General features: G+C 70.4%; 19 protein-coding genes and 1 pseudogene. 9 read left to right on the top strand and 11 right to left on the bottom strand.

From position 1 onward, the window contains the following. The first annotated feature begins 68 nt into the window (after positions 1–68). Positions 69–551, top strand: a complete 483-nt coding sequence (locus ACZ4FV_RS33500; RefSeq protein WP_395869781.1) for a phosphatase domain-containing protein — start codon at positions 69–71, stop codon at positions 549–551. 130 nt (positions 552–681) lie between these two features. Then, positions 682–1,026 carry an SH3 domain-containing protein gene (locus ACZ4FV_RS33495; protein WP_395869779.1) on the top strand — a complete coding sequence of 115 codons (345 nt, stop codon included), beginning with the start codon at positions 682–684 and terminating at the stop codon, positions 1,024–1,026. A 255-nt stretch (positions 1,027–1,281) separates the two neighbouring features. Here ACZ4FV_RS33495 and ACZ4FV_RS33490 read toward each other — a convergent pair whose 3' ends face one another. From ACZ4FV_RS33490 to ACZ4FV_RS33480, 3 genes are all read right to left on the bottom strand, one after another. Further along, positions 1,282–1,608, bottom strand: a complete 327-nt coding sequence (locus ACZ4FV_RS33490) for a hypothetical protein (protein ID WP_395869777.1) — start codon at positions 1,606–1,608, stop codon at positions 1,282–1,284. Positions 1,609–1,798: 190 nt separating this feature from the next. Continuing rightward, on the bottom strand, positions 1,799–2,287 hold the full coding sequence (locus tag ACZ4FV_RS33485; protein WP_402238477.1) for a VOC family protein: 489 nt from the start codon (positions 2,285–2,287) through the stop codon (positions 1,799–1,801). 153 nt (positions 2,288–2,440) lie between these two features. Continuing rightward, positions 2,441–3,496: an RNA ligase family protein gene (locus ACZ4FV_RS33480; protein ID WP_402238475.1), complete on the bottom strand. Its 1,056-nt coding sequence runs from the start codon at positions 3,494–3,496 to the stop codon at positions 2,441–2,443. 447 nt (positions 3,497–3,943) lie between these two features. Here ACZ4FV_RS33480 and ACZ4FV_RS33475 point away from each other — a divergent pair, with 447 nt between their 5' ends. Beyond that, entirely contained in the window at positions 3,944–5,524 is a 1,581-nt protein-coding gene (locus ACZ4FV_RS33475; protein ID WP_465324017.1) for an MFS transporter, read from the top strand. A gap of 135 nt (positions 5,525–5,659) precedes the next feature. On the opposite strand, the gene ACZ4FV_RS33470 is transcribed toward ACZ4FV_RS33475, so the two are convergent. After that, positions 5,660–7,219: a WxL domain-containing protein gene (locus ACZ4FV_RS33470; RefSeq protein WP_465324016.1), complete on the bottom strand. Its 1,560-nt coding sequence runs from the start codon at positions 7,217–7,219 to the stop codon at positions 5,660–5,662. 541 nt (positions 7,220–7,760) lie between these two features. On the opposite strand from ACZ4FV_RS33470, the gene ACZ4FV_RS33465 reads away from it, so the two are divergent. The 3 genes from ACZ4FV_RS33465 (at position 7,761) to ACZ4FV_RS33455 (ending at position 12,036) form a co-directional block, all read left to right on the top strand. Next, a complete protein-coding gene (locus ACZ4FV_RS33465) occupies positions 7,761–8,192 on the top strand; it encodes a hypothetical protein (RefSeq protein WP_395869768.1) in 432 nt (143 codons plus the stop codon). Positions 8,193–8,935: 743 nt separating this feature from the next. Continuing rightward, on the top strand, positions 8,936–10,585 hold the full coding sequence (locus ACZ4FV_RS33460) for an FAD-binding oxidoreductase (RefSeq protein ID WP_402238469.1): 1,650 nt from the start codon (positions 8,936–8,938) through the stop codon (positions 10,583–10,585). A 380-nt stretch (positions 10,586–10,965) separates the two neighbouring features. Further along, positions 10,966–12,036, top strand: a complete 1,071-nt coding sequence (locus ACZ4FV_RS33455) for an alpha/beta hydrolase (RefSeq protein ID WP_465324031.1) — start codon at positions 10,966–10,968, stop codon at positions 12,034–12,036. A 196-nt stretch (positions 12,037–12,232) separates the two neighbouring features. Here the strand turns inward: ACZ4FV_RS33455 and ACZ4FV_RS33450 are convergent, their stop codons facing one another. Then, entirely contained in the window at positions 12,233–12,868 is a 636-nt protein-coding gene (locus ACZ4FV_RS33450; protein WP_465324015.1) for a TetR/AcrR family transcriptional regulator, read from the bottom strand. Positions 12,869–12,971: 103 nt separating this feature from the next. Here ACZ4FV_RS33450 and ACZ4FV_RS33445 point away from each other — a divergent pair, with 103 nt between their 5' ends. The 3 genes from ACZ4FV_RS33445 to ACZ4FV_RS33435 all read left to right on the top strand — a co-directional run bounded on the left by ACZ4FV_RS33445 (position 12,972) and on the right by ACZ4FV_RS33435 (position 15,025). Beyond that, entirely contained in the window at positions 12,972–13,736 is a 765-nt protein-coding gene (locus ACZ4FV_RS33445; RefSeq protein ID WP_395869761.1) for an SDR family oxidoreductase, read from the top strand. 339 nt (positions 13,737–14,075) lie between these two features. Beyond that, positions 14,076–14,450 carry a hypothetical protein gene (locus ACZ4FV_RS33440; RefSeq protein ID WP_465324014.1) on the top strand — a complete coding sequence of 125 codons (375 nt, stop codon included), beginning with the start codon at positions 14,076–14,078 and terminating at the stop codon, positions 14,448–14,450. Positions 14,451–14,554: 104 nt separating this feature from the next. Next, positions 14,555–15,025 (top strand): SDR family NAD(P)-dependent oxidoreductase, encoded by a 471-nt coding sequence (locus tag ACZ4FV_RS33435; protein ID WP_402238463.1) that lies wholly within the window; start codon positions 14,555–14,557, stop codon positions 15,023–15,025. Positions 15,026–15,066: 41 nt separating this feature from the next. Here ACZ4FV_RS33435 and ACZ4FV_RS33430 read toward each other — a convergent pair whose 3' ends face one another. From ACZ4FV_RS33430 to ACZ4FV_RS33405, 6 genes and pseudogenes are all read right to left on the bottom strand, one after another. Then, positions 15,067–16,116 carry an ABC transporter substrate-binding protein gene (locus ACZ4FV_RS33430; RefSeq protein WP_465324013.1) on the bottom strand — a complete coding sequence of 350 codons (1,050 nt, stop codon included), beginning with the start codon at positions 16,114–16,116 and terminating at the stop codon, positions 15,067–15,069. Next, the gene (locus tag ACZ4FV_RS33425; RefSeq protein ID WP_465324012.1) at positions 16,095–16,511 is read right to left on the bottom strand and encodes an ABC transporter substrate-binding protein; all 417 of its coding nucleotides are present in this window, start codon (positions 16,509–16,511) and stop codon (positions 16,095–16,097) included. Before ACZ4FV_RS33425 ends, ACZ4FV_RS33430 begins: the two co-directional genes overlap by 22 nt. Continuing rightward, positions 16,493–17,563 carry an ABC transporter ATP-binding protein gene (locus ACZ4FV_RS33420; protein ID WP_402238454.1) on the bottom strand — a complete coding sequence of 357 codons (1,071 nt, stop codon included), beginning with the start codon at positions 17,561–17,563 and terminating at the stop codon, positions 16,493–16,495. The genes ACZ4FV_RS33425 and ACZ4FV_RS33420 overlap by 19 nt, the downstream gene beginning before the upstream one ends. Then, the gene (locus ACZ4FV_RS33415; RefSeq protein WP_395869753.1) at positions 17,560–17,997 is read right to left on the bottom strand and encodes an oligopeptide/dipeptide ABC transporter ATP-binding protein; all 438 of its coding nucleotides are present in this window, start codon (positions 17,995–17,997) and stop codon (positions 17,560–17,562) included. The genes ACZ4FV_RS33420 and ACZ4FV_RS33415 overlap by 4 nt, the downstream gene beginning before the upstream one ends. A 23-nt stretch (positions 17,998–18,020) precedes the next feature. After that, positions 18,021–18,634: pseudogene (locus ACZ4FV_RS33410) on the bottom strand (carboxylesterase family protein). A 324-nt stretch (positions 18,635–18,958) separates the two neighbouring features. Continuing rightward, complete coding sequence (locus ACZ4FV_RS33405; RefSeq protein ID WP_402238536.1) at positions 18,959–19,768, bottom strand: ABC transporter ATP-binding protein; 810 nt, start codon at positions 19,766–19,768, stop codon at positions 18,959–18,961. Between the last annotated feature and the right edge of the window lie 14 nt (positions 19,769–19,782).

The raw sequence follows: 19,782 nt of genomic DNA, 5'->3' as shown, positions 1-19,782 counted from the left end.
GCGCCGGCGGGCCGCGGCCGGGCCCGGCGTAGACTCCCCGGCCGAGTCGGAATGCCTTGGAGGCGCTTGTGATATCCCGCCCGTTGGCGGTGTTCGACCTGGACGGCACCGTGGCCGATACTCGTCACCGGTTGCACCTCGTCGAGTCGCGTCCGCGTGACTGGACGGCGTTCTTCGCGGCCGCGGCGCACGACGCGCCGCTCGCGGAGGGCGTCGCGCTCGCGAGGGACAGCGCCGAGACACACGAGGTGGTGTACGTCACCGGTCGCCCGGAGCGCTGCCGCCGCGACACCGTCGCCTGGCTGGACCGGCACGGCCTGCCTTCCGGCCGGCTGCTGATGCGCGCCGACCGGGACCGCCGTGCGGCCCGTGTCGCCAAACCCGAATTGTTGCGCAAACTGGCTCGGGGTCGGACCGTCGCCATGGTCGTCGACGACGATGCCCAGGTCTGCGACGCCTACGAGGCCGCGGGATTCCGCGTGGTCCGGGCCGACTGGATGCCCACCTCGGCGATCCTGCGGCAGGCCCAGAACGACGAAGGCCGCACCTGATCCTGTCCCGCGAACTCCCCACCGGAGCAAGGCTTTGGCGCCGCCGTCGCGTGAATTGGATATCCGTTGGAGGCGGGCAACGGGAAGGATGGGCCCGACCCGTTTCTCCCTTCGACCAAAGGAATCACCAGTGAGCAAGCTCGGTCGGAGCGCCGCCGCGGTAGTGGCGTCGGTGTCGCTCTTCACGGGTGTGGGCGTCGCGCTCGCGCCGTCCGCATCCGCCGCGAGCCACCCGGCGTGCTACCGGGATCTCAGCGATCACACCGCCAAGATCACGGGCAACAACGTCAGCCTGCGCAAGGCCAAGGGCACCTGGAACCCGATTCTGCGGGTGCTGCAGAAGGGCGCGAAGGTCACCGTCTACTGCCAGGGCGTGGTGTACCGGGACGGCGACGCCGAGGCCAGTGAGTGGTACTACGTCAAGCACCAGGCGTCGGGTATCAAGGGTTGGGTTTCGATCAAGTACGTCCGCTGACCGACCGTCCCGAACGCGGCCGCGTGCGGCCGGCCACCCGATCCCGGCACCCGGGATCGGGCCGCCGAAGCACGGTCGGCGCTCTCGCGCTCGGTCGAGACGGGGGAGCGACCTCGTCCGAGCGCGGGAGGCGGTCGGCCGCACTCCACCGGCACCGAGTGTGGGAGGCAGTCGGCCGGCCCCACCGGTACGCGGTAATCCGGGCTCTCCGCGGTGGCGCGACCCGGCCCTCGCTCAAGCCCCGTGTGGGCCCGGTCATCGACTCCCGGCCGCCGCCCCCTTGCCCCCGTCCGACCAGAGCTCGTACTGGACCAGGAGCAGCCAGGCGCTGAACCACGGCTCCTGCGGCAAGCCGGCGGGGGCGCTCGGACCGCCTTCCAGATGGCTCCGGTACGCGTGCGCGTACGTGTCCAGGACGAGATCCACCGCCGCGTCCCGATCACCGGCCAGCCGTACGGCGGCCAGGTACACCCGCTCCACGCTCCGCAGCGCCGCGTCCGTGAACTCGTCGGGTTCGTACGGGTCGCCACCGGAGGGCGTGGGCGGGTGAGGGAGTGCGGATTCGACGATTTCCAGGCTCATGACAGCTGCTCCCGAGGTGGTATGCCAACACCTCAACCTTCACGCCTACGACGTCGTCGATCAACGCCCGATGCCCGCCTCATCGTTTACCCCCACTCAACGAATCCCGCCTCCCGAAGCCCCGCCATCCGACGGGCGGGGTCGGTGGTGTGGTCGTGGGGGCGGGGTTCGGGGGATGCGGGGGCGGGGGTCAGGAGTCGGTGCGGGGAGGGTTGGGTTCCGTCGATCGGGGGGTGTCGGGTTCGGGGTGGTCGTCGGGGTCGGTGAGTTCTTGGAAGAGGGAGATGTGGAGGTCGGCGGGGGCGTCGAGTCTGGAGTTCAGGGAATTCCAGGGGGTGAGGGTGGGGGGTGCGATCTGGGTGGCGCCTGCGGCGACGAGGTGGGTCGTCGCGGTGCGGGTGTCGTCGACCTCGAAGGCGATGCGAATTCCGGGTGCGACCTGACGGCCGACCTCGACGTCGTCGATCATTCGCTTCTGTTCCGGGTTCGCGATCTCCAGGGTGGCGCGGCCCGCGTCGAGGATCGCGACGCGGGCGCCGCCGTCCCCGGAGAAGGCGGCCTGCTCGGGCAGGCCGAGGGCGTCACGGTAGAAGGCCAGGGCGGCCTCGAAGTCGTCCGCCTCGACGACCAGGCGTAGTTGACGTACCTGCGGTGTCTTCGGAGCCTCGGGGGGCGTCATGTTCTCTCCTGGGATGAGTCGACGGGATGTCTCGCCGCACGCCGAGCCGCCGTACGGGTCGACGTGCGACCCGGATGGATCGAATGCATCGAACGGCTCCACTATCGCGGTATCCGTCTCGGAGTCGGGCATTGATCCCGTGTCGCGCGACGGCTACGGCAGACGGCGTCCGGGGCGGGCGGCCCGGCGTTCGTCGGCGTCGAAGCGGGTCAGGGCGCGTGCTCCCGGTTCGAGCGCGCGGATCAGGGCACGAAGGTGCGCGCCGGGCAGGCCGCCCACCGCGTCGGCGATCTCCTCCGCCGCGTCGCGGGTGATCTCCTCCACCACGGCGTCGGCGGGGGCGCGTGGCCCGAGCTTGCTCACCGCCGCGGCCGCGCGAGTGGGGGTGAGCAGGGCCGCCGCCCGGACCAGGAGCCACGCGGGCACGCCGGTCGCGCCCTCGGGCGGCGCGAGGTACGGGCGGGAACCGGCGAAGCGCTCGTCCTCGGCGAAACCGTTCTGCTTGACCTTGGCCACCGGGCGGGCGCCGGAGCCCTTCGTTCCGGCGTCGCCGTGCTCCCACCAGTCTCCGGCGGGCTTGAGTACGTACCCCTCGGCGAGGTTGCCCACGAGTGCGGGCAGCCCGAACAGGCCCGGAACCAGGCTGGGATACGCGCACGGCAACCGCTGGAGCGAGTTGAGCGAACCGTGCGCGAGAGTCGGTACGCAGCGCAGCCCGGCCCCGGCCGCGGCATCGCGCAGAGCACGCTCGGAGATCCAGCAACGCCCGTTCTCGGTCTCGACCGTCGTGTCGAACAGCAACCAGTGCAGATCCGGTGTGTACCAGACGCCGGTCTGCACCGGCTCGACCGCGGAATCCGCGGGAACATCCGGATGCGGGTAGTGCCCGCCGGCCAGTTCACCATAGATGGTCACCACGGCCGCGTCGCCCCACACACCGCGCAGCTCGGCGGCGAATCGTGCGGCGGACACCGACAACCCCGGCCAGATCCTGCTGACGCCGAAGAAGTCGTCGAGCAGGTCGTCGGAGAGCAGTTCGCGTCGCTTCGCGGGCCGGACCCCAAAACCGTCGCACACCACCGCGAAGTGCGCCCCGTGCACCTTCTCCTGCGCGAGCCATTCCCGACCCCCGGCCATCCCGAGCCGCGCCTTCGCGGAGATCTTGGGGTAGGGAATCCAAACGGAACTGTGGGACGCGGCCTCGGACATGTCGAAATCCTCCGGCGTACGCCCGATCGCGGGCAACAGGGTTTCCGGGCGGCGGCGGTACGACGACAAGCACCGGGTGCGGGCAACGATCCCACCGGCTGCGCCGCGTACGTGGCCGACGTCTGCGGCCATGAGGACTCGCGTCCCCGCGTCTCGTACCGCGCCCGCGCCCGTTGCCCCGCGCCCGTTGTCCCTGCGCCCTGTGCCCTGTGCCCTGGGCGCGACGCCCCGGCCGCGCGTGGCGACCGCCGCGGGGGCACCGGACGCCGGCGCCTCTCGGGGGTGCCCCCGAGGCGGCACCGATCCACGGCCGTCGTATGTGAGACAAGTCATCTGACGGAGCGTCAGTTCCAGAGTGGCGGCCCTTGATCACGTGCACGGTACATGCGTGACTGTGATCGATAGTCGATCGATGACGGGCGCGGCTCGCCGAGTCTCAGGAGCACCATGGAACAACCCCGTGACCATTCCGCGTCGCCCCCGACCGGGCCCGACGCCGGGCCCGAGGCCCACCCGGCCACACTCGGGGTGCGAGTGCGGCGGCGACTGCTGGTGCCGGTGCTCGCGTTCGGTGGTGTCCTGATGGCGCTGATGCAGACCGTCGTGGTGCCCATGCTGCCGGACCTGCCTCGCGCGACGGGTTCCTCGCCCTCGACGGTGAGCTGGATGCTCACCGCCACCCTGGTGACCGGCGCGGTGCTCAATCCGGTCCTGGGTCGGGCCGGGGACATGTACGGAAAGCGCCCGGTGCTGATCGGCGCACTGGTGACGATGACCGTCGGGTCGGCGCTGTGCGCGCTCACGTCCGACATCCGGGTGCTGATCGCCGCCCGTGCGATGCAGGGCGCGGCCGCCGCGGTGGTGCCGCTGGCCACCAGCATCCTGCGCGACGAACTCGCGGGGCACCGCATCGGATCCTCCGTCGCGCTGATGAGCTCCACCGTCGGCATCGGCGCGGCGCTGGGCCTGCCGCTGGCCTCGGTGGTGGTCGAACACGCCGACTGGCACGCGCTGTTCTGGGTGACCACCGCGCTGGGCACGCTCACCGCGATCGCCTCGTGGTGGGTGGTTCCGAACTCCCCGGTGCGTACCCGCGGCCGCTTCGACGTCGCGGGCGCGGTGCTGCTGTCGGTGGGTCTGGTGGCGCTGTTGCTGGCGCTGTCCAAGGGCGCCGTCTGGGGCTGGGGCAGCATGCCCGTGGCCGTGTCGGCGGCCACCGGCGTGGTGGCCCTGGGCCTGTGGGTCTGGCGCCAACTGCGGGCCCGTGAACCGCTGGTGGACCTGCGGCTGGCCGGACGCCGTACCGTGGCGCTGCCGCACACCGCCGCCCTGCTCACCGGCTTCGCGTTCTACGCGAACTGGTTGGCCACCGCGCAACTGGTCCAGGCCCCCACCTCGACCGGGTACGGCCTGGGCGCGTCGGCGCTGACCGCGAGTCTGTGCCTGGTGCCCGGAGGACTCGTCATGGTCTGCATGTCCTCCGTCTCCGCGCGACTGTCGGCCGCCCGGGGCGGCCGCTGGACGCTCCTGGCGGGATCCCTGGTGATCGCCGGAGCGTACGTGTTCCGGATCTTCACCAGCGGCACCCTGTGGACCATCGTCCTGGGCGCGACCCTGTGCTCGGTCGGCACCGGGCTGGTGTACTCCGCGCTGCCCACCCTCGTCCTGCAAGCGGTGCCGCAGGAGCAGACCGCCTCCGCGACCGGTCTCAACGTCCTGATGCGCACGATGGGCCAAAGCGTGTGCAGCACCACGGTGGTGGCCGTCCTGGCACAGTTCACCACCGACGTGCACGGCACCGCGTACCCCACCCTGCACGCCTACCTCATCGTCTTCGCCCTGGCTGCGGCGGCGGCCCTGGCCGCCGCCTGCACCGCGGCGGCACTTCCCGGAAGGCCCTCGGCGAAATCGGTCACCGACCCCGCACCCTCCGCCGCGCCTGCCGCCGGACCCGCCACCGGCACTGCTCGCGCGCGGGTCCCGGTGGCGTCGGCGCCGCCGAAGTGGCGTTCGGCACCGGCCTATTGACCGCTCGACCGCGCGACCGCCCGGCCGAGGGCGTGCGAAGGCCCCGGCGCATCGGGTGTCCCGTCCGATCGGACGGGGCCGGACGATGCGCCGGGGCCGGTCACGCGATGCCGCGCGAGCGGCGCGCCGGGGTGGTCACGACAGGGTCAGCGTGATCGTCCCGCCATAGGTGCCCGGTGCCGCGTACGCCGGTACGGTCAGCGCCAAGGCGGCGTCCGCGGTGAAAGTGCCGCCGGTCGGGCCGGCGCCCGGAGCCTGCGTGCACAGGGTCGCGCCGGACCCGATCGGGCCGGTCGATCCCGAGGACACGGTGGACGGGCTTCCCTGGGCCGCCGCGCAGGACGGCGTCCAGGCCACGTTCGCGGCCGGGATGGTGCCCCGGTCCGACGTCAGGTCGGACACCGACCCGGTCAACTGCCAACCGAGTTCGCTGCCGCGCGCGTCGACCACGGTCACCCGGTTCAACGCCGCGTGCATGGTCTGCACCCGGCCGTTGAGGGTGGTCGTACCGAAGTCGATCCCCGCCGCGGTCTGGGTCATCGTCAGGCCGCCGGGGGTGATCGTGCCGGTGAGTGACTGCTCCAGGCCGCCGCCGCCGTCGGTCACCGTGAACGGCACCGACATGCCCTCGTCCTCGAAGCCCGCGACGGCGCGAATCGCGGCGTCCTCGGCGGCCCCGATCACGTACTCGGCGGCGAACTTGCCGTCGGGAGAGGTCATGACACTGATCGGGACGTCGGAGATGTTGCCGTCCGCGTCCACACCGCTGATCTGGAGTTCGTAGTTGGGAACCCAGTCGTGGCCCTCGAGCCTGACCACGGTGCCCACCGGACCCGAGGTCTTGTCGGCCGTGAGCACCCGTTGCCCCGGCACGAACGCCTTGATGGAGAGGGTGTCCGTCGCCTCCTTGGAACCGTCGGAGACGCGCACGACGTAGCGGCCGTCGTCGATGCCGAACGGGTACAACATCGCGGTCCCGGTCAGGTTGCCCTGGGCGTCGATGGCGAGCGTGTTCATCAGGAACTTGCCCGCATCGCATCCGCTGCCGTTCGCGTCGCACAGCGCCACCTGCGGAGTGCCGTTCGGCGCGAACCTGCTGCCGGTGAGCGTGATGGTCGAACCCGAGTAGACGTCACCGTCCGGTGCCTGGAGAACCGGCAGCTCCACCTCACCCGGCTCCACCGTGATCGACGCACCCACCGGCACCGTGGTCGTGGGCAGGCACCGGGTCTCGGAGTCGAAGCCGAACGCCTTGGTCCACGTCGAGTGCTGAAGCGGCGTCAGGTTCACGGTCCCGGCGTCGGTGAGGGTGACGGTGCCCTTCATGTCGGTGACGATCAACTCCTGGCCGAGCGGGGTCTCGGGATTCTTGCGTTCACCCTCGACGTCCATCTCTCGGATCTGCGCCCCCGACAACCCGATCCTGCCCTTCGGCAGCGTCGAGTCCTTCTCCACCTTGGTCACGATCGGCGTGTTCGGCGGCACGATGCCGTACGACAGCCACTTCCAGTTCACCGTGATCGTCTCGCCCACCTTGTACGTGGGTTTGACCGGGTCCACGGAGATGTCGACCTTGGTCTGCGACGGGTCGATCGGAAGGTCCGGCAGCGTCTGGTTCGTGCATTGCGACGTGTACTCGATGGGCGCGGCATGCGCGGCCGGCGCCAGTGCCGCGATCCCCGCCATTCCCAGCATCCCCGTCACCACGACGGCCGTGGCCCTGTGGGGAATCAATCTTCGTAACCCCAAAACCGTGCTCCTTCGTGAACTGATCCCCACCCGCCGGGGACGAGTGGGAGATCGCTTCCGCAAGTCGTCCCGGCTCCGGGCCACGCGCGATCGACATCCGTCGGATGCGGGGCGGCATGCGAAGGTCCAATGATGCTGGGGAATCTGTACGCAAATCGCTCGGAAATCAATAGCGGTGAACAGTCGATTCAGGTGACACGTGTCGACTCCGCGCGTGGTCTCAAATCCAAGATCATTCACCGGCGCCCGGATTTCACCGTCGTTACGGTTTCCTCTCGAAGGGTCTTGACCTGCGGGCGATCCTTAGGGAGCTTTGCTTTGTCGCATTCGCCGAACGGCCGGCAGGATACGCGACCGCACGGCTACGTCCGGGCTGCCCGGCCCGGTTCTCACGAATGGCAATCACTGCATCACGTTCGGCGCTCGGGGCCACGTGTGCGTTGCGCAGTCCCGCGCTTCGAGGTCGATGCGGAAGGGACTACTTCTCATGTCGAAGATCAGAAGCGCGGCCATCGCGGGGGTGTGCGCGATCGGCGCCACCGCCGCCATGGTCACCCCGGCCTCCGCGGCGGGTACCGGCAAGGCGACCTACGACTGTGGCATCTACGGCAGTTCGGTCGGCGCCACGTTCAACCGCAGCGCGACCAACCTGCTCACGCTGACGGCCAGCATCACCTACTGGGTGCCGACCGCCATCCCGGCGGGTGGCATCACGGGAACGCTCACCGGCAACCAGAGCGGCCTGGCCAACCCCACGGCGATCAGCGCGGGGGTGCACACCAGCATCGTCCTGCAAAAGGCGGCCAGTGTGGGCATCCCCAGCGCGCCGAGCAGCATCGTCATGACGATCACGCCGCCCGGGCTGACCGTCACCTGCACCCTGAAGGCGTCCCCGGCTCCGACCGGCTTCCCGATCTGATCGACTTCCGATCCGGTCACGATCCAAACGGACCGGACGCGGTCGAACGGGACACGCGTGCACGGTTGAACATCACGCGCGTGCGGACGAACCGAACCGGTTCGGTCGCCGGCCTCGGGTACCCGTGGTGGATGCTGTCCGTAGTGCAAGTACGGACAGAACCACGGGCACCCTCGGCCCCGGCCGAACCGCCACGCCAAGGCACCGCCCGGGACGCGGTGGGGCATACGGGAGTACGAACGTACAACACGCCCCGGTGCCCCACGCAAGCCTGGGAACACCGGGCCGAGTTCCCGCCCGAAGGCGGGGGCTCGGCCGCGTGCGGATACGCCGGGGACGGGCAATCGGTGATCGCGTGTCGAGGTCGAGCGCGAGTTGCGTGCCAGTCGAGTGCGAACCTCGGCGCGAACCGAGTCCGAACCGGGTGTGCGCCGACTCCGGGCCGGGCCCGATCCGATAGCGAGACGATTCCGAGTCGATACCGAGCCGGTACCGAGCCGATTCCGACAACAATCGAGCAGTATCAAATCGAGATCGTCCTCTTCGAATTGCGACGTCTTCGTGGTCCGCCTTCATTCGATGATCCACGGTGCTTCCGATGGCATATGCAAGCACACAATCGGGTTCTCCGAATATCGGACCGGAGGGGTGGCGTTCTCACCCGATCGGCGGAGTAACAATCAGTTCGACGGTCATAACTTGGAGTGAGTGATTGGTGGACGGATCAGCTCTGGGGGTTTGACATGCCGACGAATCCGATCGAAGTGGGCTCCGGGGACGCGCGCTACGACGCCCTGCGCCGCGGGTTCAATCAGCGCTGGATCGCCCGGCCGGACTACGTGGCGGTGGCCACGACGGCGGACGACGTGGTGGCGGCGCTGACCAAGTTCCTCGCCGACCCGGCCAATGCGGGTCGGCGGATCACCGTGCGCTCCGGTGGCCACTGCTACGAGAACTTCGTCTCGTCCTCGGACGTCGCGGTCATCATCGACGTGAGTGGGATGAATCGCGTCTACTTCGATCCCCGGGAGAACGCCTACTGCATCGAGGCGGGGGCGACGAACTGGCACAGCACCACCGGGCTCTACGCCTCGACCGGCATGGCACTGCCCGGAGGTTCCTGTTACTCGGTCGGGCTCGGCGGCCACGTGTCCGGCGGCGGATACGGCCTGCTCTCCCGCTTGTTCGGCCTGACGGTCGACTACCTGTACGCGGTGGAGGTGGTCACCGTCGGGGACGACAGGCAGCCGAGGAAGACGATCGCCCGCAAGGACGCCGCCGAGGAATCGTTGCGCGACCTGTGGTGGGCGCACACCGGCGGGGGAGGCGGCAACTTCGGGGTGATCACCCGGTATTGGTTCCGCGACCTGCCGCAACCACCGGCCCGCGTGCTGCTGCGCTCCGTCGCGTGGAAGTGGTCGGACTTCGAAACGCATCCCGAACTCTTCACATCGCTCGTCCGGCGTTACGGGCAGTTCTTCGAGGCCGAGGCCGCGGGCACACTCCCGGCCGCCTTCGGCGACTACACGTACCGCGACATGTTCACCCTGCTCAAGCTCACCCACATGAGCAACGGCAAGGTCGGTCTGACGATCCAGCTCGACGGCACCAGGGCGGACTCCGTCGATCGCCTCGCGGCCTTCCTGAACTGGATCACCGAGGGATTCACGACGCCGGAGGGGCCGCTCGTGGAGGAGTCCGTGCTGGACCGACAGATGGGTGAACACCCGGCGCAGGCAGCGCTGTTCGTCCCCACCCGGCTGCCCTGGCTGACCGCCACCCAGAGCCTGAACGATTCCGGCCCCAACCGTTGCGGCAAGTACAAGTCCGCATACATGACGCGGGGCTTCACCGACGAACAGATCGACGCGATCCACGAGCACCTCACCGACCCGGACTACTGCAACCCGGATGCCTTGGTGCAAGTCGACTCCTACGGCGGGGCGATCAACGACGTGGCCCCCGACGCGACGGCCGTGCCGCAACGCTCCTCGATCCTCAAGCTCCAGTACCAGGTGTATTGGGCCTGGGGCACGGACGCCAACAGGGACGGCGTATTCGACTACCAGGACGCCGAAATGGACCCGGAGATCGCCGGTCCGCATCTGCGCTGGATCCGCAACCTCTACCGGGCGGTCTACCGGGACACCGGCGGAGTGCCCGTGGTGCCCGACCCGGCACTGCCCGAGACCCTGACGGCGAACACGGACGGCTGCTACATCAACTACCCGGACGTCGACCTCTCGGATCCGACCCTCAACGAGTCGCGCGAGCCGTGGCACCAGCTCTACTACAAGGACAACTACCGGCGCCTCCAGAAGGCCAAGAAGCACTGGGACCCGCACGACATCTTCCGCAACGAGCAGTCCATCCGGCTGCCACAGGTCCCGTAGACCCCGCAGGCCGAGGCGTCCGCGGCCTCGACGCGGCCGCTGATCCGGTCGAGGCCGCCGCCGGCGACGTGCGCGCGGGCCGGGGGAGTCGGCGGCACGTCGCGGGCGGGGGCGGCGAGAGAAGTCGATACGTGACGTCGGTGCGGCAGCCGTGCGAGCCCGGATCGGTCCGCGAAAACGGGTGTCGCCGTCCCGCCGCGCACATGCGTCGCCGCTCCCGTCCCGACGCGGCGAGATCATCGGTGATTGACTACGTCGCATGCACATCGCGCGAGCGTTCCTTCATGCACGGAGGTGTCGATGAGGGGTTCCGGTCGGGCTGCCGGCTGCCGATGTGCGTGCTCCCGACGGGATGGCCTGTCGTGAGTGTGGGAGCCGGCATGCCGGCGGAGCCCGGACCGGTTTCGACGACCCGGGTCGCGCCCCCCTTCGACCCCGAACTGAGCGCGGCACTGGCGGCCTTCGGTGACGAGGACAGGGAACCACTCACCCCGGAGAACCTCGCCGCCCGGCAGGAGCGGGATGCCGCGACCCGGCCCAAGCCGACGGCCCGGGACCTCCGAGCCGACGGCCGCTTCGAGGTGGACGAGTTGCGCGTGCCCGGGGCGTCGGGCGGACGGGACGTCACGCTGGTGAGCGCACGGCCCGCCGGGATCGAGGGGCCGCTGCCGCTGCTGTACTACATGCACGGCGGCGGCATGATCATGGGCAACGCGTGGTCCGTACTGCCGCAGTTGCTTGGCGAATGGGCGCTCCCGCTGGGGCTGGCCGTCGTCTCCGTCGAGTACCCGTTGGCGCCGCGGGCGCGGTACCTCGCCCCGGTGGAGGACTGCCACGCCGGGTTCGTCTGGGCGACCGCGCACGCGGCCGAACTGGGCATCGACGCGAGCCGCGTCGTCATCGGAGGAAAGAGTGCCGGTGGTGGACTCGCGGCGGCACTCGCCCTGCTCAACCGCGACCGGGGCGGGCCGACACCGATCGGGCAACTGCTGCTGTGCCCGATGCTCGACGACCGCGCCGACACCTTCTCCGCTCACCAGATGGCCGGCATCGACACCTGGGACCGAACGTCCAACGTGACCGCGTGGCAGGCGCTGCTGGGCGACCGGTACGGCGCCGCGGACCTGTCGCCCTACGCGGCGCCCGCCCGCGCCACGGATCTGTCCGGGCTGCCCCCGGCCTACATCGAGGTCGGGTCGGCCGAGACGTTTCGGGACGAGGACGTGGCCTATGCCAATGCGATCTGGCAGGCGGGCGGTCAAGCCGAACTGCACGTGTGGCCCGGGGCCTTCCACGGGTTCGACACGTTCGTGCCGGAGGCGGCGCTGAGCCGGGACGCCCGCGACGCGCGAATGCGTTGGCTTCGGCGTGTGCTCGTCCAGTCCGCGTCCGCGTCCGCGTCCGCGTCTGGGGCCGGGGCCGGGCTCGAAGGCGAGACCGAGGCCGGGTGAGGCGGAGCCCGAGTCCGATGTGGGCGGTGGGCGCGTCTGCCGAACGCGCGGCGGCGGCCGGACGATCGGGGTCCTGAGCGCGCCGGACGGGCCCTGCCCTGAGTGCGCCGGACGGGCGGGGACGCCGATGACCGGCGCGAGGGCCATGTGCCGCGCGCGGCTCTGCGTTCGGGAGAATGCGTGTCGGGGGTCTCGCTCACGCGCCCTGGTCGGTGCCGGTGATGTCGTTGCCGAAGGCGGCGGCGAGTGCTTTCGCGATCAGGTCGGGCAGTTCGGTGCGTCCGTCGTCCTCGGCCCAGCGCACCAGTGCCGTGTGCATGGCGGCCAGGCAGGCGCCGGCCGCCGCCTGGGCCCGAAACGCCGAGTCGGGGTCGCCGGCCTCGTCTCCGAGGGCGTCGACGATCGCCTGTTGGAGCGCGTAGTGGTTGTCCAAGTGTCTGGCGCGCAGGGCAGGCGTCGAGATCATCAGCCGGAGGCGGGCGAGCAGGAACCGCTTGTTCGCCGACGGATCGTCCCCGTCGCCGCGACCGGTCAACGTCGTGGCCGAGTCGACGAGGGCGGTGCCGATGCGGTGGACCAGGGGTTGTGCGGAGGGCGACGCGAGGATCCGTTCGGCGACGAGCAGGCCGTGGTGGTCGGCGAGCACGAGGTCTTCCTTGGTGGGGAAGTGCCGGTACACGGTCATCGGCGACACGCCGGCGGCTTCGGCGACGTCGGTCATGGCTGTGGCGTCGTATCCGCGCTCGGTGAACAGCCGTACCGCGTGCGCCTGGATCGTGCGCTGGGTCTCGGCTCGTCGTTGCGCTCGCAGGGTTGAGTGCTGGTCGGCCATGTGGTAGACCCTACCTGAGTGGTAGTGACTATCAAGTCGGTAGTTGCTACCAAGTCGGTAGTGACTATCCAACGATGGTTGCTGACATCACGGGGAGAACGGCATGACTGATCCGACCGGAAAGACGGCTCTGGTGACCGGGGCGTCGCGCGGCATCGGACGGGCGATCGCGACCCGGCTGGCGGCGAAGGGGACGGTGGTCGCCGTACATTTCGGCACGGACGAGGACGGCGCGCGGGCGACGGTCGACGAGATCGAGCGCGGCGGCGGGACCGCCTTCGCCGTAGGGGCGGAGTTGGGTGCCGACGACGACGTCGAGACGTTGTTCGCGGGAGTCGAGGCGGGTCTGGCCGGACGGCCGCTGGACATCCTCGTCAACAACGCGGCGGCCGCGCCCGCCGGCCCGATGGGAGTCACGACGCGGGCCGAGTTCGACCACCTCTTCGCGGTGAACGTGCGCGCGCCGTACTTCATCATCCAGCGAGCACTGCCCCTGCTCCGCGACGGTGGGCGCATCGTCACCATCTCGTCCGTGGCGACCCGGATGGCCAACCCCGGCCAGACATCCTTCGCGATGACGAAGGGCGCGGTCGAGACGATGGGCATGACGTTGGCCAACGAACTCGGGACCCGCGGAATCACGGTGAACGCGGTTGCCCCCGGCGCCACTCGGACGGCGAGCAACACATCGGTCTTCGAGGCGCCGGGCCTGGCCGAACTCATCGCCGCGAGCACGGCACTCGATCGGCTGGGCGGGCCCGACGACGTCGCCGACGTGGTCGTGTTCCTCGCCTCCGACGCCGCGCGCTGGATCACCGGACAGGTCATCGACGCGAGCGGTGGCCTGTTCCTGGGGCCGCGCGCCTGATCGCCGGTCGTCGACGCGAACTCTCCTGCGACGGACGCGACTTCGTCCGCGTGATCCGCCGCGGCGGGCTCGTGGGCCGCCACCGGGAGTACGGCGCGAACCCGGTCCGGTTCGTCGAACGCCTGGGTGCGAGGCAACCTGGAGTGGGGCGGAAACTCCCACCGCCATCTGATCGCGGACAAAGTCGGGGCTTCGATCCTGTCGGATCGCGACGCTGCGGGAAAGGGCCGGGCTCGGTGAGACTGCCGGGCACGGGCGCGGACCGCGCCCGCGAAACTCGCCCTGAGCGGGGCACGCCGGCAGGGCCGGGAACCACCGACCACAGCAAGGGGATTCGTCGTGCTCGAAGGAATCGTGATCGTGTCCGGAACCGGGACCGGCGTCGGAAAGACCGTCACCACCACGGCCGGATTGGGCACGCTCAACGACACCACGCTGACCTTGGAGGCGCCGGCCGCGCGAGACGTACGCTGTGCCGGAGCCGTGATCGGGGCCTGGCCGACGGAACCCGACCTCGCCGCCCGTTCCAACCTCGCCGATCTCACCCACACGATCGGCGAACCGCCGGTCGGCGCCCTCGCGCAGGCTGCCGCGACGGCGCCCGACTTCCGGCGGGTCGCCGAGGTGGGACTGGCACCACGTCTGGGCGGGACCCTGGACCCGGCCGACTTCGTCCGACGCAACCGGGAACCGGTCGGCGTCGACGCGCCGTGACGCGGGCGCAGCCGGTACCGCCGGCCCGCGACGGGTGGTTGTGAGGCCGGTCACAGGTCGCCCGTACGTGTCACAGCCGAGGGGGGAGGGCTGTCCTAGAGGCCATGACGAACTCGGAACAGACCACAGTGTTGATCACCGGCGCCAACAAGGGACTCGGCTTCGAGGCGGCTCGGCGCCTCGGGGAACTGGGTTGGACGATCTTTCTCGGCTCGCGTGACGAGGGCCGGGGACGGGCGGCCGCCGACAAGCTGACCGACGGCGGCGCGAAGGTGGTCATGGTCCCGCTGGACGTGACCTCGGACGAGTCGGTCACCGCGGCCGTACGGCTCGTTCGAGAGCACACCGACCGGCTCGACGTGTTGATCAACAACGCCGGCGCGCCAGGGAGGGGCATCGCGCCCGCGGACGCGACGGTCGAGGAGATCCATTCGGTCTACGACACCAACGTCTACGGACCGACTCGGACCGGTGTCCGATGTGGGGCTCCTGCCGAAGCGCGCCGGCGCCGGCGAGGGTGCCGACGCCTGAACCCGATCCGACCGTCCCACGTCCCATGTTCGCCGCGACAGTGAGCGGAAGTCCGTGGCGTCTCGCGACGCCACGGGCGACCGTCCTACCGGGGTGCGACCACCCACGCGACGTCCGGCAGGTAGTTGGGGGCGGAGGTGAAACCGGAGAGCTTCTTGCCGTTGAAGGCGTAGATGCCGTCCATCCGCATCACGGACACGAACCAACCCTGGTCGACGACATAGCGCAGTACCTCCTCGTAACGCGCCCCCTGTCGGTCGGCGGGCGCCGCGGCGGCCTCGGTCAGCCGGCGGGTGAGCTCGGGGTCCTCGGAGGCGAACGGGTTGAATGCGGTGGCGTGCGGCAGCAGCCAGTCCAGCGACATCAGATAGGTGGGGGCCGCGCCGTAGCCGAAGGCGAGCACGGGGAACTTCTTGGAGGTGGCGTTGGCGAGCCACTGGCCGACGCTGGTGTCGGTGGTGACCTTGGCGTTGACGCCGATCTGTTTCCATTGCTCGACCACGGCCTGGGTGACCAGGTCCATGCCGAGCAGGTTCGTGGTCTCCATGTCGAACGAGAAGCCGTTGGGGTAACCGGCCTCGGTCAGCAACTGTTTGGCCTTTGCCGGGTCGTACGGATAGCGCCGATCGGTCTCCGCCGAGAAGCCGTCGGCCCCGGGCAGGGCGACCTGGGTGGTGGGCTGTCCGTACTGCCGGACCAGGGCCTTGGTGATCGACTCGCGGTCGACGGCGTGGTTGAGCGCCTGTCGGACCCGGACGTCCTTGAGTGGCGGCGCCACCGTGCCGGCCCGGTCGACCAGGTCGACGCCGAGGGTGAACAGTGGCGTGTTGCTGATCTCCAGGCCGCCGGATTTGGCGGTGTCGACCTGGCCGGCGGTGATGTTCAGGACGTCGGCCTGGCCCGTCTTGACCGTCTGGAGGGCGGAATTGGGGTTGGGGATGACCTTGATGACCACCGTCTTCCAGTGGATCCTGCTCTTGTCCCAGTACCGGGCGTTGGGCGTGTACGTGTAGTGGTCGCCCGAGACAGTGCGGCCCGCGTCGAGGACGTAGGGGCCTGCGCCGAACGAGGCGGTACCCATCTTCGCGGGGTCCGCGAGGCCGGCCGGGCTGATCACCGAACCGACCAGGGACACGTGGTCCAGGAGCCGGGCAGCACCGGGTTCGGGGTGGCGCAGTGGATGCGCACGCTCAGCGGGCCGGTCGCGGTGATCGACTCGATCGACGACAACCAGGAGACGTTGAGCCCGTTCTTGCGGGTGTAGTTCAGCGACGCGGCGACCGCCTCGGCGGTCAGCGGCGTGCCGTCCGCGAACGTCACGCCCTCGCGCAGCTTGAACTCGAAGTCGGTGTTGCCGGTGCCGACATTGGCCTTGGCCGGGTCGAGGCTGGCCGGCGGGCCGAGCGAGACGAGGGTGAGCGTGTCGCCCTTGCCGCCGGAACTGCCCGTAGACGAGCCGCCACAACCGGCGGCGACCAACACGAGCGCGGCAACGGCCGCTACCGCATGGGCTATTCGGAGTCTTCGCAAGACGATCCCTCTCTCACGTGGTGACCGGTGGGAACCGGGTGCCGCTTCGCCGAAGGGTTCACGGCGACGGGATGGGGGTGCAGTTCGGCACTGCGGTGGCACGCGGCCGTGTGTGTGTCCGACGGGCCCGGGAGGGGCAGCGGTTCGGGGCGGACGGTGTGGCAGATGTCCACCGCGTGCGCGCAGCGGTGCGCGAAGACGCAGCCGGCCGTCGAGGGCGGGCGCGCCGGCTCGGCCGCGACGCGGCGCTGCCTGCGGGCGCGTTGCGCGCGCGGGTCCGGGGCCGGCACGGCGGCCAGCAGGGTCTGTGTGTAGGGGTGGACGGGGTCGGAGTAGACCTCGTCGGCGGTGCCGGATTCCATCACCCGGCCGCGGTAGAGCACGATGATGCGGTGCGACAGGTGCCGGACCACGGGCAGGTCGTGCGCGATGAAGAGATAGCTGAGCGCGAACTCCCTTTGCAGGTCCCCCAGAAGATTCATCACCTGCGCCTGGATCGACAGGTCGAGCGCGCTGACCGGTTCGTCGCAGATCACCAGCCGCGGCGAGATCATCAGGGCTCGGGCGATCGCGATCCGCTGGCGCTGCCCGCCGGAGAACTGTCCCGGGTAGCGGTCGGCGGTGTCGGCCGGCATGCCGACGCGTTCGAGCATCGTCGCGACGCGCTCGTCGATCGCGGCCCGATCCGACCGCCGCTGCGCCACCAGGGGTTCGGCCAGGGTCCGGCCGATGGTCCGGGCGGGGTTGAGCGAGGAGTACGGGTCCTGGAAGACCACCTGCAGGCGGTCGGCCAGGCCGCGGCGCGTGGCGCGGGCGGCGTGCGTGATGTCCGTGCCCTCGAAGTGCACCCGACCGGAGTGGATCGGGTTCAGGCCCAGGACGGCGCGCCCGATGGTGGACTTGCCGGAGCCGGATTCGCCGACCAGGCCGACGGTCTCACCTTCGCGGATGCTCAACGAGACGCCGTCCACCGCGCGCAGCGGAGGTGTGCTTCGGCCCTGGCGGAACTCGACCGCCAGGTCGCGGATATCGAGGACGAGGGGTGGTGTCATCGGCGGGATCCCTCCGTGAGCAGGTGCTCGGCATGCACGCATCGGGTGAGCCGCTCGGGTGCCGGTTCGACCAGGGCCACCGGCTCGCGCGTGCACGCGTCGCTCACGCGCGGGCAGCGTGCGGCGAACGCGCAGCCGTGCGGCCGGTTTCCGGGCGCCGGGACGGATCCGGGGATGGTCGGGAGCGGGCCGCGGGCGCCCGCGTGGTGGGGGTTGGCCGCCATCAGCCCGGCGGTGTAGGGATGCAGCGGTACCTCGAACATGGCGTCCACGCCTGCCTGTTCGACGACCTGGCCGGCGTACATGACCACCGCGCGTCGGCACAGGTCGGCGACCACACCCCAGTCGTGCGTGACGATGAGTACGGCCATTCCGGTCTCGGCCTGGAGGGTGCGCAACAGATCGAGGATCTCCGCCTGGACGGTGACGTCCAACGCGGTGGTCGGCTCGTCCGCGATCAGCAGCCTGGGTTCGCCGGCTGGCCGAACAGGGTCACGTTGCCGGGGTCGCCGCCGAAGGCCGCGATGTTGTCGCGGACCCAGGCGAGCGCGGCGCGTTGGTCGAGCAGGCCGAGGTTTCCGGAGTGCCGGTAGCCCTCGCCGAGCAGTTCGCCGAGGTGGAGGAACCCGAACGCGCCGAGGCGGTAGTCGACGGTGACCACCACCACGTCGTGCCGCGTCGCCAGGCGGGCCCCGTCGAACACCGGGTCGCTTCCACTGCCGGTGAGGAAGGCTCCGCCGTGCAGCCACACCATCACCGGCCGCCGCGCGGTATCGGGGCCGGGTGTCCACACGTTCAGATTCAGGCACTCCGCCTCGTCCTGAACGAACGGCGGATGGCCGAACATGCGTTCCAGGACGGCGTCGTGATTCTGCGGCGCGGCCGGACCGTACGCCCGGGCGTCGCGAACCCCGATCCAGGGCTCCGGGGCTGCGGCGGGCCGAAGCGCCGCGTACCGGTCGGCGACGCGGCATAGGGAACGCCCTTGAAGGCGAGAGCATTTCCGTGCGCGGCGCCACGGATGGCGCCGTGCGTGGTCGACGCGATCACGTCGGGAGGAGAATCCTGCATGCCGATGGTTCCCTTCGGTCCGCGCCGGACACCCGAGCGGCGTCCGGCGCGGAGGTCGATATGCCGTTGGCATGACGACAGTCAAGGAAACTCGATCGATTGTCTCGGGATGTGGATGTGCGAAGACGGCCGCCCGGTCGCCGCGCCGGCCCCCGGCCGCGCGTGGGGCGAGCGCGTACTCCGGCGTCGTGGGGGGCGCCGCGGCTCCGCGGGATGGCGATCGGTGTGGGTCGGCGCCCGGTGCGAGGGCTGCGATTCCCCCGGCGTGGGAACGGCGCGAGCGGCCGACCGCCGGTTGGGCGGGTCGGCCGCTCGCGTGGGAGGTTACGCCTTGACGGACGGCTCGGTGGCCTCCCGTCGGCCGCCCAGTGGAATCACCAGCGGTACGCCCGACACCGGGCACGGGATGACCGACGTGCGCAAGTCGAAGACCTCGTGAACCAGTTCGGGGGTGACGATGTCGGCGGGAGGACCCGCGGCCACGACGCGGCCGGCGCGCATCGCGATGAGATGGTCGGCGTAGCGGCACGCGTGGTTGAGTTCGTGCAGGACCATGACGACGGTGCGTCCGTCGGTGCGGTTGAGGTCGGCGACGAGTTCGAGCACGTCGACCTGGTAGGCGAGGTCGAGGTAGGTGGTGGGCTCGTCGAGCAGGAGCACGTTCGTGTCCTGGGCGAGCGCCATCGCGATCCACACGCGTTGCCGCTGGCCGCCGGAGAGTTCGTCGATCGAGCGCTCGGCGAGCGCGGTGGCGCCGGTGACCGCGAGGGCACGATCGACCACGGCCTCGTCGGCCGAGGACCACTGCCGCCACCAGCGCTGGTGCGGGGTACGGCCGCGGGCGACGAGATCGCGTACGGTGATGCCGTCCGGCGCGGTCGGCGTCTGGGGCAACAGGGCCAGGCGCAGGGCGAGTTCGCGACCGGGCAGGGCGGCGATGTCGCTCCCGTCCAGGTGCACGACACCCGCCGCGGGCTTGAGCAGGCGGGCCAGGGCGCGCAACGCGGTGGACTTGCCGCACGCGTTGGGGCCGACGAGCGCGGTGACCTTGCCGGCGGGGATGTGCAGATCGAGGTCGTCGGCGACGACGCGGTCGCCGTAGCCCAGACGCAGGCCGTGGCCGGACAGCCCCATGGTGTCGAGTGCGC

Source organism: Embleya sp. NPDC025285, from assembly GCF_055558835.1.
This window is presented reverse-complemented; position numbering and strand designations above follow the sequence as displayed.